14 protein-coding genes and 3 tRNA genes are annotated in these 13,844 nt (G+C 62.9%); 9 read left to right on the top strand and 8 right to left on the bottom strand.

Annotation, left to right across the window (positions count from 1 at the left end):
• The first annotated feature begins 61 nt into the window (after window positions 1–61).
• From tmk to ABEA23_RS09140, 6 genes are all read left to right on the top strand, one after another.
• On the top strand, window positions 62–718 hold the full coding sequence (gene tmk / locus ABEA23_RS09165) for a dTMP kinase (RefSeq protein ID WP_345477731.1): 657 nt from the start codon (window positions 62–64) through the stop codon (window positions 716–718).
• Window positions 715–1,875 carry a DNA polymerase III subunit delta' gene (locus ABEA23_RS09160; RefSeq protein ID WP_345477730.1) on the top strand — a complete coding sequence of 387 codons (1,161 nt, stop codon included), beginning with the start codon at window positions 715–717 and terminating at the stop codon, window positions 1,873–1,875. Before tmk ends, ABEA23_RS09160 begins: the two co-directional genes overlap by 4 nt.
• A gap of 29 nt (window positions 1,876–1,904) precedes the next feature.
• Complete coding sequence (locus ABEA23_RS09155; protein ID WP_345477729.1) at window positions 1,905–3,470, top strand: alpha/beta hydrolase; 1,566 nt, start codon at window positions 1,905–1,907, stop codon at window positions 3,468–3,470.
• A 103-nt stretch (window positions 3,471–3,573) separates the two neighbouring features.
• A tRNA-Thr gene (locus tag ABEA23_RS09150) sits at window positions 3,574–3,646 on the top strand.
• 39 nt (window positions 3,647–3,685) lie between these two features.
• Window positions 3,686–3,838, top strand: coding sequence for an NUDIX hydrolase (locus ABEA23_RS09145; protein ID WP_345477728.1), 153 nt, complete (start codon window positions 3,686–3,688; stop codon window positions 3,836–3,838).
• Window positions 3,839–3,895: 57 nt separating this feature from the next.
• Window positions 3,896–4,114 carry a hypothetical protein gene (locus tag ABEA23_RS09140; RefSeq protein ID WP_345477727.1) on the top strand — a complete coding sequence of 73 codons (219 nt, stop codon included), beginning with the start codon at window positions 3,896–3,898 and terminating at the stop codon, window positions 4,112–4,114.
• Here the strand turns inward: ABEA23_RS09140 and ABEA23_RS09135 are convergent.
• From ABEA23_RS09135 to ABEA23_RS09125, 3 genes are all read right to left on the bottom strand, one after another.
• Window positions 4,111–4,533, bottom strand: a complete 423-nt coding sequence (locus ABEA23_RS09135) for a hypothetical protein (protein ID WP_044493138.1) — start codon at window positions 4,531–4,533, stop codon at window positions 4,111–4,113. The genes ABEA23_RS09140 and ABEA23_RS09135 overlap by 4 nt on opposite strands.
• Window positions 4,534–4,557: 24 nt before the next feature.
• A tRNA-Ser gene (locus ABEA23_RS09130) sits at window positions 4,558–4,648 on the bottom strand.
• A gap of 125 nt (window positions 4,649–4,773) precedes the next feature.
• A complete protein-coding gene (locus ABEA23_RS09125) occupies window positions 4,774–5,601 on the bottom strand; it encodes a hypothetical protein (protein WP_345477726.1) in 828 nt (275 codons plus the stop codon).
• Window positions 5,602–5,648: 47 nt separating this feature from the next.
• Here ABEA23_RS09125 and ABEA23_RS09120 point away from each other — a divergent pair, with 47 nt between their 5' ends.
• The gene (locus ABEA23_RS09120) at window positions 5,649–7,061 is read left to right on the top strand and encodes a phosphomannomutase/phosphoglucomutase (RefSeq protein WP_345478660.1); all 1,413 of its coding nucleotides are present in this window, start codon (window positions 5,649–5,651) and stop codon (window positions 7,059–7,061) included.
• 19 nt (window positions 7,062–7,080) lie between these two features.
• Complete coding sequence (locus ABEA23_RS09115) at window positions 7,081–7,605, top strand: GbsR/MarR family transcriptional regulator (protein WP_345477725.1); 525 nt, start codon at window positions 7,081–7,083, stop codon at window positions 7,603–7,605.
• A 9-nt stretch (window positions 7,606–7,614) separates the two neighbouring features.
• Here ABEA23_RS09115 and ABEA23_RS09110 read toward each other — a convergent pair whose 3' ends face one another.
• From ABEA23_RS09110 to ABEA23_RS09095, 4 genes are all read right to left on the bottom strand, one after another.
• Window positions 7,615–8,661 carry a FecCD family ABC transporter permease gene (locus ABEA23_RS09110; RefSeq protein ID WP_345477724.1) on the bottom strand — a complete coding sequence of 349 codons (1,047 nt, stop codon included), beginning with the start codon at window positions 8,659–8,661 and terminating at the stop codon, window positions 7,615–7,617.
• Window positions 8,658–9,707: a FecCD family ABC transporter permease gene (locus ABEA23_RS09105; RefSeq protein ID WP_345477722.1), complete on the bottom strand. Its 1,050-nt coding sequence runs from the start codon at window positions 9,705–9,707 to the stop codon at window positions 8,658–8,660. Before ABEA23_RS09105 ends, ABEA23_RS09110 begins: the two co-directional genes overlap by 4 nt.
• The gene (locus tag ABEA23_RS09100; protein ID WP_345477721.1) at window positions 9,688–10,746 is read right to left on the bottom strand and encodes an iron-siderophore ABC transporter substrate-binding protein; all 1,059 of its coding nucleotides are present in this window, start codon (window positions 10,744–10,746) and stop codon (window positions 9,688–9,690) included. The genes ABEA23_RS09105 and ABEA23_RS09100 overlap by 20 nt, the downstream gene beginning before the upstream one ends.
• Before the next feature lie 176 nt (window positions 10,747–10,922).
• Window positions 10,923–12,791 carry a phosphoenolpyruvate carboxykinase (GTP) gene (locus ABEA23_RS09095; RefSeq protein ID WP_425577156.1) on the bottom strand — a complete coding sequence of 623 codons (1,869 nt, stop codon included), beginning with the start codon at window positions 12,789–12,791 and terminating at the stop codon, window positions 10,923–10,925.
• 359 nt (window positions 12,792–13,150) lie between these two features.
• Here ABEA23_RS09095 and ABEA23_RS09090 point away from each other — a divergent pair.
• A tRNA-Arg gene (locus ABEA23_RS09090) sits at window positions 13,151–13,227 on the top strand.
• A gap of 94 nt (window positions 13,228–13,321) precedes the next feature.
• On the opposite strand, the gene ABEA23_RS09085 is transcribed toward ABEA23_RS09090, so the two are convergent.
• A complete protein-coding gene (locus tag ABEA23_RS09085; protein ID WP_345477718.1) occupies window positions 13,322–13,828 on the bottom strand; it encodes a SixA phosphatase family protein in 507 nt (168 codons plus the stop codon).
• Window positions 13,829–13,844 lie beyond the last annotated feature (16 nt).

Raw genomic sequence — 13,844 nt, 5'->3', positions numbered from 1 at the left:
GCAGTTCAGATACCGGACTTCATAAGTCGGTGATGTCAGGACCGGTCGATAGGCTTAAGCCGTGACTGATCAGAATCGTGGGCTCTTCATAGTGCTGGAAGGCGGCGACGGCGCGGGCAAGACCACTCAGCTTTCGCTGCTTGAACAGTGGCTAACCCAGCGCGGCGTGACAGTGGAGCGCACCCGGGAGCCCGGGGGCACACCCATCGGGGAGCGCATCCGAGCGCTGGTGCTCGAACATGGTCACGGCGAGGTGGATCCGCGCACCGAAGCGCTGCTGTTCGCAGCGTCCCGTGCCGCACATGTTCAGCAGCGGATCCTGCCGGCCCTGCGGCGTGGGGCGCTGGTGCTCTGCGACCGCTACGTGGATTCTTCGGTGGCCTATCAGGGCGTGGGCCGCGGGCTGGGCGCCGCTGCTATCGCAGAGCTCAATGACTGGGCCACGTCGGGCCTGACACCTGATCTTACGGTGGTCCTGGATATCGACCCCGCCGTCTCCCGAGCTCGCCAGGCACAGCGCGACGGCGGAGCAGCGGACCGCATGGAATCAGCTGATGACACTTTCCGCGCCAGTCTCCGCGCCGCATTCTTGGACCGAGCCGCTGCTGAGCCGCAGCGCTACCTGGTGGTTGATGCCGCCGCAGAACCTGCGCAGATCCACCAGCAGATCCAGGTCAGACTGCAGCCGATGCTGAAGAATTCAGCGGTGGCACCATGAGCGTCTTTGATGAGCTGGTGGGCCAGGCGCCGGTGGTGGAGCAGCTGGTAGCTGCTGCGTCCTCCGGTGCGCCCACCCACGCCTGGTTGTTTACTGGACCACCGGGCTCGGGCCGGTCCAATGCCGCGCGGGCCTTCGCTGCTGCGCTGAACTGCGAGGCAACTACGCCTGGTGCAACGCCGGGATGTGGTCAGTGCAAGTCCTGTCAGTTGATCGCAGCAGGCGGCCACCCCTCGGTGTCTATGGTCTCCACAGAGAATGTGACGTACCGGATTGAGGATGTCCGCGAACTGGTGACCACCGCACAGGACCGGCCGCAGGGTGCCCGCTGGCGAGTCATCGTCGTCGAGGATGCTGACCGCATGACCGAACGGGCCACGAATGTGCTGCTCAAAGCCATCGAGGAGCCTCCCCCGCAGACTATCTGGGTGCTGTGCGCGCCCAGCCCGGCTGATGTGCTGGTGACCATCCGTTCGCGCTGCCGGCAGGTGAGTCTGCGCATCCCACCCACCGATGAGGTGGCCCGGCTGCTCATTGAACGTGACGGGCTCAGCCCTGATCAGGCCGCATTTGCCGCGCGCATTTCGCAGAACCATATTGGGGTGGCGCGCCGGCTGGCGGCAGATCCCGAGGCGCGTCGTCGTCGTGAACAGGTGGTGTCTCTGCCGTTGCGGGTGCGCACGGCGTCCCAGGCGGTGCTGGCAGCCGCGGAGCTGGTTAAGACTGCACAGGACGACGCCGCTGCCGAATCAGAGGTTCGCCTGGCCAAGGACCAGGAGCAGCTGCGCCGCTCTTTGGGTCTTGAACCGGAGGAGAAGATTCCGGCCAAGTTGCGCAGCCAGTTCAAACGGCTCGAAGAGGAGAACACCCGCCGGGCTAAGCGCGCGGTGGCTGATGCGCTGGATCGCACGCTGATCGACTTAGCTGCGGTGTACCGGGATGTCCTGAGTCTGAAGCTTGGCGCCGGCGTAGAGCTGATCAATGAACAGCTGCGCCGGGAACTGACCGATTATGCCGGGCAGATCAGCGCTGAGCAGGCGCTGCAGTGCCTGGATGCGCTGAATGCCGCTCGGCTGCGGATCACACAGAATGTTCCGCCGGCACTGGCGATGGAGGCGCTGATGATGCAGGTGATACCCCGCCGGATTCGGGGATAGGGGAAAACACTGTGGAGAGGACCTCGCCTGTGACCAGCCGCCGTCGATCAGTCTTGACGTCATTGGCCGCCGTCGTGCTTGTGGTCAGTGCCTGCAGCAGCCCAGAGGGCGGACCCCCGCCAGGGCCTGAACCGGATGCAACCGGCGGAACTGGTGTCTCTGAGACCCAGGATCGGGCTGCTCCCCCGGCTGAACTGGAGGAGTTCTACCAGCAGCAGCTGAACTGGGAGGACTGCGAAACCGGGGTGGATGAGCACATGCGCTGTTCCAGCCTCGCGGTCCCCCTCGATTATGAGGATCCACAGGGGACACAGATTGAGCTCGCCCTGATCACCAGTTCCCTCGAGGATCGTCCCTACCTGCTGACCAATCCCGGAGGGCCGGGGCAATCGGGTGTTGACACCGTTGCCCACAACCTCAGCGCTACGGTGACACCTCAGGTGCTGGATGAATTCAACATCGTCGGTTTTGATCCCCGCGGCGTGCACCGTTCCACTCCGGTGGTGTGCATGGATGATGCGCAGATGGATGCCTATCGTCAGCAGGTCGGGGACACGGATCTCGACGACGACGCCGCCTACGCCGCGGCCTTCGCCGACGCTGAACGGATCGCTCAGCAATGCCACGAACACAGCGGTGAGCTGCTGGGTTATGTGGACACTTTCTCCGCAGCCAAGGACATGGACATTATGCGGGCGGTGCTTGACCAGGATGAGCTGCACTATGTGGGGTTCTCCTACGGCACCAAGCTCGGCCTGGCCTATGCGGAGTTGTTCCCGGAGTACGTCGGCCGGTTCGTGCTGGACTCGGTCATGGATGTCTCCTTGGATGCACACGAGCTTGCTGTGACCCAGACGGCGGGCTTTGAATCGGCTCTGGAGAGCTTCGCCGCCTGGTGTGCTGAGTCCGACCAGTGCCCGGTGGAAGGCGAGGCAGAGAATGTGGTGGCCGGTGTGCAGGAGGTTTTCGCCGATGTCCAGCAGAACCCCCGAACGATGCCCGATGGCCGTCTCCTGAATGCTTCTACATTAGTAAGCGGCTTCATCACCCCGCTCTACCACCCGCAGGGATGGGGTCCCCTGCGCGATGGCCTCACCGCCGCGGTAACGGAGGATGATTTTTACGCTTTCCAGTACTGGGCTGATCTGCAGGCTGGCCGCGGCCCAGATGGCAGTTATGAGTGGATCAACACCTGGGCGTTCCGGGCTGTGATGTGCCTGGACTATCCCACCGCGCAGACCCAGGAAGAGATTGAGGCTGAGCAGCAGGAACTCAATGAGCGCGCTCCGACTTTTGGCCCCTACATGGGTCACGACGGCGTGCTGTGCTCCCAGTGGCCCTACCCGCCAGTGAATGAGCCTTGGGAGCCTGAGCTGCCCGAGGTGGAGCAGGTCCTGTTGCTCTCCACCACCGGCGATCCTGCGACCCCGGTGGCCTGGGCCGAGGACATGCACCTAGAGATTCCGGCATCCTCGCTGTTGGTGTCCGATGCTGAGGGTCATATCGCCTATCGCCCGGGCAATAGCTGCGTCACTGACGTGGTGGATGAATACTTGATCTCCGGGGAGCTCTTCCAGGGACGCCAGGACTGCTAAGTCCAGACCGCAAGACGCCGCCCTGGTCACTCTCCGGGACCGTTCAGCGCGCAGTTGGCGCAGCCGCCTGCTCTGCGGGTAAAGTTGACTCGCGCGCCCGCGCGCCTCCATAGCTCAGCTGGTAGAGCATTCCACTCGTAATGGAAAGGTCACCGGTTCAAATCCGGTTGGAGGCTCTGAACTCTCTTTCTACTCTGCCGTAGGCTGGAACTGCCATGGATATCAGAGTCGCGGCCTATGCCATCATCACCGACGAAAACAACCGCCTATTACTGCCCCACTGGCAGACCGGACACTACGGCGGATGGACCCTGCCCGGTGGCGGCATCGATCCCGGTGAGGACCCCGCCGATGGAGTCATCCGGTAGATCTACGAGGAAACTGGCTACACCGCCGAACTCGAGCAGCTGCTGGGAATCGACAGTATGGTGATTCCTGCAGACCGCCGCATCCGTGAGGAGGAACAGGGCACTGCCCTGCAGGCGCTGCGGATTGTCTACCGCGCCCAGATCACCGGTGGGGAGCTGACAGTTGAGCAGGAGGGCTCAACGGACGACGTCGGCTGGTTCACTCCCGAGGAGGTCGAGCAGCTTGAGCGCGTCACTTTAGTGGATATCGGCCGCAGAATGGCCGGGCTCATCTAGAGGGCAGCTTCAGCCTGATCCAGACAGGCGTGGACCTGTTCGGCCCGCCGCTGGACGGCCTGAACATCCCCGTGCTGCAGCCTGACCATCGCCGCAGCTTCAGCTGTAGTGGCCACATGATTGGCTGCCCGCGAAAGTGCGGAATGCAGGGCATTGGCTCCGCCCGGAACGTGCATACCATCAGCGGGGAAGTGCTGGTGGGCGCGTTGGCACAGTTCAAAAACAGTGTTCAGCCGCTCTGCCAAACTATCGCCGATAGGCACCAGCTGGTTATAGACGGCATCATCCTCGATTCCTTCCAGAATCTGGTGATACCGATCCAGGCCGCGCACATAGCGATCATGAGCCTGCCTCCAGAGCCCGGTGCCGAGCTCCTTCTCCAGACGCCTTGCGCGACGTCGGCGCGTGAAGATCTTCATGACCTGCCTATGCATTGGGCCCAATGGCGGAGGGCGTGGGATTCGAACCCACGGTACGGGGTTGCCGCACACTGGTTTTCAAGACCAGCTCCTTCGGCCGCTCGGACAGCCCTCCTTGGACTGCGAAAAGTCCAGAAAGACACTATACGCGACTCGAGGACTTAGTGCTCGCGCTGTACCCTGCGTGCCGCTGCAAGAAGCCATCACCACAGCTTCCCCGGCGTACAGGAGTTCTAAGGGTCAGCTCTGGTTTTTGAAGACCACCAGGAATCGATGAGCTTCCTCATGGGTCAGTGGTGAGTTGGCCGCCAACAGGCTTGCGGCCTGGTCTACCTCGTCGTCGCGCAGCAGGGCATAGAGCTGATCATGCACCCAGGGCTGTAAGTCCTCATGGGAGAGCGTGATCTTCTCCTCACCGCGCTGAACCTCAAGATGGAAACCAGCCTGGTCCTCACCTGCCACATCCCAGTCCTCCGGGATGGTCAGTTCTTTATCCGGGTCGAAGCCGGACTTCTCCAGCAGTTCACGGGACCGGGCGTCGACGTCGTCGTCGTTCTTCTCCTCGTCCCACACACTGGGCTGCTCACCGCCGGGGATATCCGGCACGTTATTGCTGTTCTCTCCGAGGATTTCACCGGTATTGGGATCTGCCTCTGCAATGGGACCCTCTTCATTGAGGTCATCTCGCAGATCATCAATGGCATCTTCCAGGGACTCGTCCTTGATGTCGTCCTCGGAGTTGAGGTTGAAGTCCTCTTCGAATCGGATGGCCGACGGCGCACTCTGCGGATACCTGTGCAGCGCCTGCACCGCGACGATGGAGTCCTTGATCGAAGCGCCTGTGGCTTCCTTGAATAGGCCCAGGGCGCGGCGAGCATCCTCCACGCCAATGGCTTGGTAAATGGCCTTGTGCTGCTCGTCATTGAGAGCAAGCGCTGCTTCACGTGCCCGCTGCGGAGTGATCTCTTCCTGCAGCCGCTGGTTCATTCGCTGCGCCTGTCGCTGCATGAACATCCGCACACCCAGGAACAGCAGTACGCCTACCGCAAGCACCACCACGATTTCCATGGGCGTAGTCTACGCAACTGAGCTGAATACGAGGCATGCTGGATAGGATGTGCCCCGTGACTACTGATCTTTCTGCCTCTTTCAAGGCCTATGACGTCCGCGGACTCGTAGGCGAGACCATCACCGCCGAATCGGTCCGCGCTGTAGGTGCGGCTTTCGTTGACGTCCTGGGACTGGCCGGCCAACGCGTGCTGGTGGGCGGAGATATGCGCCCCTCGTCCCCGGAATTCGCTGCCGCATTCACTGAAGGTGCGGTGGCGCGCGGGGCGCAGGTCACACAGCTGGGCCTGATCTCCACCGATATGCTCTACTTCGCCTCGGGCCAGCTGCAGGCACCCGGGGTGGTTTTCACCGCCAGCCACAACCCGGCTGAGTACAACGGCATGAAAATGGCTAAAGCCGGCGCTGTCCCGCTGAGCGCGGACACTGGGCTGGAGGAAATCCGCGACGCGGCCCAGGCCTACCTCGAGGCCGGCCACATCCCTGCAGTAGAAACCACCGGCAGCACCGATACTTCCGAGCTCCTTGCGGATTACTCCGAATATCTGCGTTCGCTAGTGGACCTCTCCGGCATTCGGCCGCTGAAGGTGGTGGTGGATGCCGCCAACGGTATGGCTGGCATGACCACTCCTGCGGTGCTGGGCGATGCTGTGCTTCAGGCGCTGCCGCTGGAGATCATCCCGCTGTACTTTGAACTCGACGGAACCTTCCCCAATCACCCTGCTAACCCGCTGGAGAGCGAGAATCTGCGCGACCTGCAGAAGGCCGTAGTGGAGCACGGGGCTGATATTGGGCTGGCCTTCGACGGCGACGCCGACCGCTGCTTCGTCATCGATGAGCGTGGTGAGCCGGTTTCGCCTTCTGCGGTGACCGCGCTTGTGGCCCGACGCGAGATTGCCCGTGCTAAGGCGGCTGGCGAGGACACTCCGGTCATCATCCATAATCTGATCACCTCCCGGGCGGTCCCGGAACTGGTGGAGCGCGAGGGCGGCCGCGCCGTGGAGACCCGCGTGGGGCACTCCTTCATCAAGGCTGTGATGGCTCAGGAGCAGGCCGTCTTCGGCGGTGAGCACTCGGCGCACTACTACTTCCGCGACTTCTTCAACGCCGATACCGGCATGCTTGCCGCGATGCATGTGCTTGCAGCACTGGGTGAGCAGCAGTTGGGGCTTCATGAACTGGCTGCCGAGTACAACCCCTACTTCGCCTCCGGGGAGATCAACTCCAAGGTGGAGGACAAGGACGCTGCAGTGGCTCGAGTGCTGGAAGCCTTCGCAGATCGCGACGTCGCCATCGGACGCATGGACGGACTCACCGTCAGCGCCGCCGATGGCAGCTGGTGGTTCAACCTGCGGCCCTCAAATACCGAACCCTTCCTGCGGTTCAACGGTGAGGCCCACACTCAGGAGCAGATGGCCGCCATGCGCGATGAGGTCCTGGCCCTGGTCCGCCAAGGCTGACCAGCAGCACTAGAGAATCATGAACAGCCACGCTGACCCCGGTTCCGGAACTGCGGCCCAGAGCCGGCCGCACTCTGGGGCCGGGTTCTCGCGTGAGGATTTCATTCAGCGCTTCGCCAGTTATTGGGCCTCTCAGGGAGGTTCTCTGGCCGAGGGGCAGATCGCTGCGTTTCTGCTGCTGGATGAGAACGACGGCGCCACCGCGGCACAGATTGCTCAGTCCCTGGGGCTCAGCCGCGGGGCGGTCTCACAGCACACTCGAGCGTTAGTTCACGCTGGCTTCGTCCGCAGATACCGCAAGCCAGGCCAGCGTGCTGACTACCACGTGATGGACGCTGATGTGTGGGGCGGTTTCCTGCAGCAGCACCAGAAGTACCTCGAATCCCAGCATATGCTGGCAGCGCAGGCGCTGCAGACGGTCTCCCCCGGCACTGCCGCGCACCAGCGTCTGCAGCATATGCGGGACTATATGGGCTGGCTCAGCTATGACGTGCAGCTGCCGCGGCGTTGGCAGGAATTCAAGAGCCAGCGCCAGATGGACTAGCTCAGCGGACTAGCTCAGCGCGACCGGCCTTCCCCCTCGCCAGAGCCTGAGCAGTAGGAATCCGAGATAGAGGCCGCCGAGTCCGGTGGTCACAATGCCCACCGGCAGTCCGGCAAGCACCGGGACCTGCTGTGCCGCGAGATCTGCTGCCACGAGCAATAATGCACCGACTGCGGCGGAGGCGGCCAATTGCGGACCGGATGCACCTACTAGGCGACGAGCGATATGTGGTGCTGTCAGTGCGACAAAAGCCACCGGACCAGCCACTGAGACGGCAGCCGCGGCAAGCAGCACCGCCAGAATAATTGCCCAGGTCCTCGTGGGAACCGCTGGCACACCCAGCCCCTGGGCGGCGTCGTCGCCTAAGTCCATGAGCCGCAGCCGTCTGCTCAGCAGCACTGCCCAAGGAAGCAGCGCCACTAAGCACAGGGCGATGATGAGCCCATGATGCATGCTCCGGGCGTTGAGCGAGCCCACCACGTAGGCAGCCAGGCCCTGCGCCGAGTCGCGAAGCGCCACGGCCACGACATATTGGGTCACCGCTGTCGCCATCGCGAAGACCCCGATGCCGGTCAGGATCACTCGCCCGGGCGAGGCGAAACCGCTGCCTGTTGACCACCACACCAGACTTACCGCCACGGCAGCACCGGCAAGGGCTCCCACTGGAGCTGAGACGGCTCCCGGGAACCAGAGCGTGGCAATCGCTACGCCAGCACCGGCCCCTGCCCCGAGCCCGATGACATCCGGGCTGCCCAGAGGATTGCGGGTCACGCTTTGAAAGAGCGCCCCGGAGAGGCCGAAGGCGATTCCTGCGCCCACCGCGGTGAGCAGCCGGGGGCCGCGCAGCCGTTCCAGAACAAAAGCTGTGCGGGTATCAGCCTCACCGCTGAGGGCATCGAGCAGGTCCGCCGGTTTCACCCCGGCACTCCCCCAGGCCAGGGTCACCAACGCCAAGGTCACGGTGAGGACAGTGACAACAACGAGCGTGATCATCCACCGCGGTCGAGGTCGGGGCCCGAGCCTCTGCTGGGCTGCCACGGGCAGCACCGCGCTCATCCGGTGATCCTTCCGCGTCGCACGGCCAGCAGCAGGAACGGGGCACCGATGAAGGCGGTGACCACGCCGACCATCAGCTCCTGCGGTCTGGCCACTACCCGCGCGGCCACATCGGCCCCGAGCAGCAGCACAGCCCCTAAGAGGACCGTCTGCAGGATGAGCCACCGGTAATCGGTACCGGCCAGAGCGCGGGCCAGATGCGGAACCACCAGCCCCACAAACGCTATCGGGCCCACCGCTGCAGTGGCGGTAGCTGCAAGTACCGCCGCAGCCGCCAGCGCTATAGTGCGCACCAGCACCACCTTGACCCCCAGCGAATGAGCGAGGTCATCGCCCAGGCTGATCTGGTTCAAGGCTGGGGCTATTGACCACGCACAGGCCAACCCTGCTGTGATGAACGGCGCTGCAGTGAACAGTGTCTCGAAGTGAGCACCAGCTAGAGAGCCCACCACCCAATGCCGGTAGGAGTCGAAGACTTCGGGGCGGGAGAGCACCATGGCCTGCACATAGGCACCCAGGACAGCGGAGACCACTGCACCGGCCAACACCCAGGAGACTGCCGAACTGCTGCGTGCGCGTCCTCCCAGTAGGTACACCGCCGCTACGGCCAGCAATGCCCCTGGCATGGCCAGCCCGATGGCGCCCAGCCCCAGGCTGAGCCCGGAGAAGGCGGCGACAGTGACCACTGAGGCCGAGGCGCCCATGGTGACACCCAGCAGGCCCGGTTCAGCCAGCGGGTTACGCATCACCGCTTGTATCAGCAAACCCGAGACTCCCAAGCCAGCACCGACGACGACGCCGAGCAGGGTCCGCGGAATTCGGGCGGCCACCACCTGCTCCACGTGGGGTTGGGCGGTTCCAATGGCGGCATCCCACACCTCGGGCAAGGGAATCGGACGGGTCCCCAACGCCACGCTGGCAATCATCGCTGCCAGCAGCAGGACGGCAGCGCTTATGGCGAACCAGAGCTGTCGCTGGAATCCGGCCCGCCTCGCCCGAGCCGCATATAGCGATTCAGGGGGCGATTCAGCCTTCAGTGCGGTCACTGCCGATGGAGTCGATCGCCTCATTGATCAGCGGGATATAACGTTCGGTGACCCAGGGTACGGTCAGCGGGTTGATCATGGACGAAGCGGTGACGAAGGAGTTGTCCTCGGAGATCACCACAGCATCGTCGGCGATGGCGGGGATCGCCCCGTAGAGTTCTTGGGACTCGATCTCCTCACGATTCTGCTCATCGGAGTACCAGGTGAAGATGAGATCGGAGTCGCTGAGCATATCGGCGTTTTCCAGCCCGATCATCGCTGAATCAGTCCCTGGCACTTCGTATTCGCCCATGTCTTCGACGGCCGGATCGACAGTGAGGCCCAGATTGCTCACCATCGCCACGCGCTGCTCTCCAGGGAAGAACACCCCAAGGGTGCCCGGCCCGTCGTTGTAGATATACGAGAAGGTCAGGTCTTCCCAGTCTTCCTGAGCAGCCTCTGAGAACTCAGACTCGATCTCGGCGATGAGGTCATCTGCAGCTTCCGGCTGCCACAGGGCCTGGGAGACTGTCTCGATCTGCTCCTCCCACGTGATGGTCCAGGGTTCTTCGGCATAGGCCACAGTGGGGGCGATATCGGAGAGGATGTCGTACTGCTCTTGGGTCAATCCCGACCAGGGGGCAAGGATCACATCCGCGTCCAGTTCCAGGATCGCCTCGATGTCCAGTTCGCTACCTCCGGGAATCAGCTTCGGCAGCTCCGCCCCCGCAGCGGTGACCGCCTCATGGACCCACGGAAGATATCCGGTGTCGTCGGCTCCCCAGGGGTATTCCTCCACACCTACCGGAACTACACCCAGCGCTATGGCAGTTTCTGCTGACCCCTGCCCCAGGGTGATGACGCGCTCAGGCTGTTCCTCGATGACCGCTTCGCCCAGGGCATGTTCGATGACCACTGGCTCACCAGAACCACTCGAGGTCTGCTGGGACCCAGCGGCTTCGGAGTCAGTCGAGCAGGCACTAAGGGTCACCAGGCTGGCGGCCATCGTCACTGCCAGAAGGGAACTAGTGCGGGAAGAGCCAGCAGAGAACGAGGGCATGAGAACCTCCTAGAAGAACTGCGCGAATTAGGACACATCACGCATAGCTAATGGGGCGACAATACCCTAAGTTTCATTTCCTGTGAAAGTTCGCGGCAGATGCTGCCTACCCGAAGAAATAACAAAGGGCCGGTCGCCTGCTGGGATTCAGCAGAGGACCGGCCCTTATATGAGACCTAGGCCGCTAGGCGCTGGCGCAGCTCCTCAAGCTCGGCGGTGATGGACGCCGGCAGAGACTCTCCGAAACGAGCAAACCATTCCTCGATGCCTGCCAGTTCTGCAGCCCACTCCTCGCGGTCCACCTTCAGGGCGTCCTCGATGTCCTCGGCCGCAACCTCCAGGCCGCTCAAGTCCAGGGCATCCGGGGTGGGAGTCAACCCGATCGGAGTCTCCACTGCCTCGCCTTCACCCTCCAGTCGCTCCACAATCCACTTCAGGACGCGAGTGTTCTCCGCGAAACCGGGCCAGGCAAAGCCACCGTCGCGGTTGCGCCGGAACCAGTTGACCAGGAAAATCTTGGGCAGCTTGGCGGGATCTGCCTGGGAGGACACTTTGACCCAGTGGTTGAGGTAGTCACCGGCGTCGTAGCCGATAAACGGCAGCATCGCCATCGGATCACGGCGCACGGTTCCCACCGCGCCCTCGGCGGCTGCGGTGGTCTCCGAGGAGAGCGTGGCACCGAAGAAGATGCCATGGTTCCAGTCGCGAGCCTCAGTCACCAGGGGCACAGTGGTCTTACGCCGGCCGCCGAAGAGGATCGCGTCCAGCTTCACGCCATTGGGCTCGAAGTACTCATCGGCCAGCATGTCCGTCTGATCGATAGGAGTGCAGAACCGAGCGTTGGGATGAGCTGCCGGTGAGTCAGACTCCGGCGTCCAGTCATTGCCGCGCCAGTCGATCAGGTGACTGGGTGCTTCCTCGGTCATCCCTTCCCACCACACACCGCCGTCGTCGGTCAGTGCACAGTTGGTGAAGATCGAATTACCCTTGGCGATGGCGCGCATGGCGTTGGCGTTGGTGTGCCAGCCAGTTCCCGGTGCCACTCCGAAGTAGCCGGCCTCCGGGTTGACCACCCGAAACTCGCCGTCGGCGCCGGGGCGGATCCAGGTGATGTCATCACCCAGGGTTTCCGCCTTCCACCCCTGAAGGGTGGGATCGATCAGGGCCAGGTTGGTCTTACCGCAGGCTGAGGGGAATGCTGCGGAGACGTGGTAGCTCTTGCCCTGGGGGCTGGTGAGCTTGAGGATGAGCATATGCTCGGCCAGCCAGCCTTCATCCCGGGCCATCACCGAGGCGATGCGCAGCGCATAGCACTTCTTTCCCAGCAGCGCGTTGCCTCCGTAGCCGGAGCCGTAGGACCAGATTTCCCGCTCTGAAGGGAAGTGGACGATGTACTTCTCCTCATTGCAGGGCCAGGGCACATCCTGCTCTCCGGGCTCCAGCGGTGCACCCACGGAGTGCACTGCGGGTACGAAGAAGGCGTCGAGCTCTTCGATCTTGCGCAGGACGTCTGTGCCGATACGCGCCATGATGCGCATGCTGGCCACCACATAGGCCGAGTCGGTGATCTCGACACCGAACTTCGGGTCATCAGCCTCAAGGTGCCCCATGACGAAGGGGATCACGTACATCGTGCGTCCGCTCATCGCGCCGTCGAAGACACCCTTGAGGGTCTGCCGCATTTCTGTTGGGTCCACCCAGTTATTGGTGAAGCCAGCATCGCGCTCACGCTCGGAGCAGATGAACGTTCGGGACTCCACTCGGGCGACGTCGGCGGGATCCGAAAACGCCGCGAAGGAGTTCGGGAAATCTGGGCTGGTCAGACGGGTAAGAGTTCCCGCTTCCACTAGCTCATCGGTGAGCTTGGTGTATTCGGCCTCGGAGCCATCCACCCAGTGGATATTCTCCGGCCGAGTCAGCTGGGCGATCTGGGCGACGAAATCGATAAGTGGCTGGTGCGTGGTTGGAGCATCTGCAGCGATGTTCTGGGCCAGCTTGTCAGCACCGGGCGCCGTTGCAACGGTGGTCACTGTTTTTCCCTCCATTGGGTACAGGTTCTGATTGCTGCCTCTCCCGATGTGCCGACATATCGAAGGGTTTCGGCACCGGCTGGAGTCGAAGTACGGACCGCACTGTTCGCACTTACCCCTTCTCTATTTCGCTGTGCACAGCAGGAGAAGCAGTTGTTCCAACTGTAACGGCAGAAGATCACACTCCTGCGAATGCGAGCAGAAATGTGGCTGGATTCACACGATGGCAGCCGACAGGGTGAGCCCAGAAATCGCCACAGTCCCGCGACGCTGAGCGGGCTAGAGCCCTCCAAACCAACGATTTGGCAGACGAGAGAAAACCCGTGTATAGTCTTCTAGGTCCGGGGCGCGGAAACGCGAACCACACAGGACATGCGCCTATAGCTCAGCTGGATAGAGCGTCGGTCTACGGAACCGAAGGTCAGGGGTTCGAATCCCTTTGGGCGCACCACTAGAGAAAGCCTCGCAACTCCCATGACATGGGGCGCGAGGCTTTCTTGCTATTTCCTCACTTTGCCTGGCAGATACGGGCGGCCTGCAGCAGCTCAGCTGCGGAACTGTGTCAACACAGCGTCCCGGCCGTCGAGCTCTGCCCAGGGCTTGTGCACCTCAAGAATAGCCATCCCGGCCGTAGGCCAGTGCTGGGCCATATCCAGCACGGCGCGCTCATCGGATTCAACGCTGGCCAGCTCCATGGTCAGCTCCTGCACCCCCGGCATATGCGCGATGATCAAGAGCGTCTCCACTGTTTCCGGAGTCTCGTTGATCACCGAGAGCATGCGGCGCGGCGCCGCCAGGTACAGCCGAGAGTCCAGGTAGGCGGTGGCGGCCTTCTCCCCCAGCTCATGCCCGATCCAGATGCAGGTCTGCCGGGTGCGCATCGCATCGGAGACCACCGTGGACTCAGGCCAGTGTCCGCTATCGAGCAGCAAGCGCCCCATCTGACGCGCCTGAGCCTGGCCACGCTGGGTCAGAGTCCGGGAATGGTCATCCCCGGTGAAACTGTGCCCGGCTTCTGCATGACGGAGGATGAGCAGTCGTTTAGGCGCCACGAATCTGTTGCCTGGA

Origin of the sequence: Nesterenkonia rhizosphaerae (assembly GCF_039544555.1) — a bacterium.
GTDB lineage: Bacteria > Actinomycetota > Actinomycetes > Actinomycetales > Micrococcaceae > Nesterenkonia > Nesterenkonia rhizosphaerae.
The sequence above is the reverse complement of the archived record's forward strand: the minus strand, read 5'-3'. Positions and strand labels throughout refer to the sequence as shown.

Bases quoted from the DNA above. Each gene is read 5' to 3' on its own strand.
- ABEA23_RS09160 (WP_345477730.1), top strand. From the start codon at position 715: ATGAGCGTCTTTGATGAGCTGGTGGGCCAGGCGCCGGTGGTGGAGCAG.
- ABEA23_RS09145 (WP_345477728.1), top strand. From the start codon at position 3,686: ATGGATATCAGAGTCGCGGCCTATGCCATCATCACCGACGAAAACAAC.
- ABEA23_RS09140 (WP_345477727.1), top strand. From the start codon at position 3,896: ATGGTGATTCCTGCAGACCGCCGCATCCGTGAGGAGGAACAGGGCACT.
- ABEA23_RS09135 (WP_044493138.1), bottom strand. From the start codon at position 4,533: ATGAAGATCTTCACGCGCCGACGTCGCGCAAGGCGTCTGGAGAAGGAG.
- ABEA23_RS09125 (WP_345477726.1), bottom strand. From the start codon at position 5,601: ATGGAAATCGTGGTGGTGCTTGCGGTAGGCGTACTGCTGTTCCTGGGT.
- ABEA23_RS09120 (WP_345478660.1), top strand. From the start codon at position 5,649: ATGTGCCCCGTGACTACTGATCTTTCTGCCTCTTTCAAGGCCTATGAC.
- ABEA23_RS09115 (WP_345477725.1), top strand. From the start codon at position 7,081: ATGAACAGCCACGCTGACCCCGGTTCCGGAACTGCGGCCCAGAGCCGG.
- ABEA23_RS09110 (WP_345477724.1), bottom strand. From the start codon at position 8,661: ATGAGCGCGGTGCTGCCCGTGGCAGCCCAGCAGAGGCTCGGGCCCCGA.
- ABEA23_RS09100 (WP_345477721.1), bottom strand. From the start codon at position 10,746: ATGCCCTCGTTCTCTGCTGGCTCTTCCCGCACTAGTTCCCTTCTGGCA.
- ABEA23_RS09095 (WP_425577156.1), bottom strand. From the start codon at position 12,791: ATGGAGGGAAAAACAGTGACCACCGTTGCAACGGCGCCCGGTGCTGAC.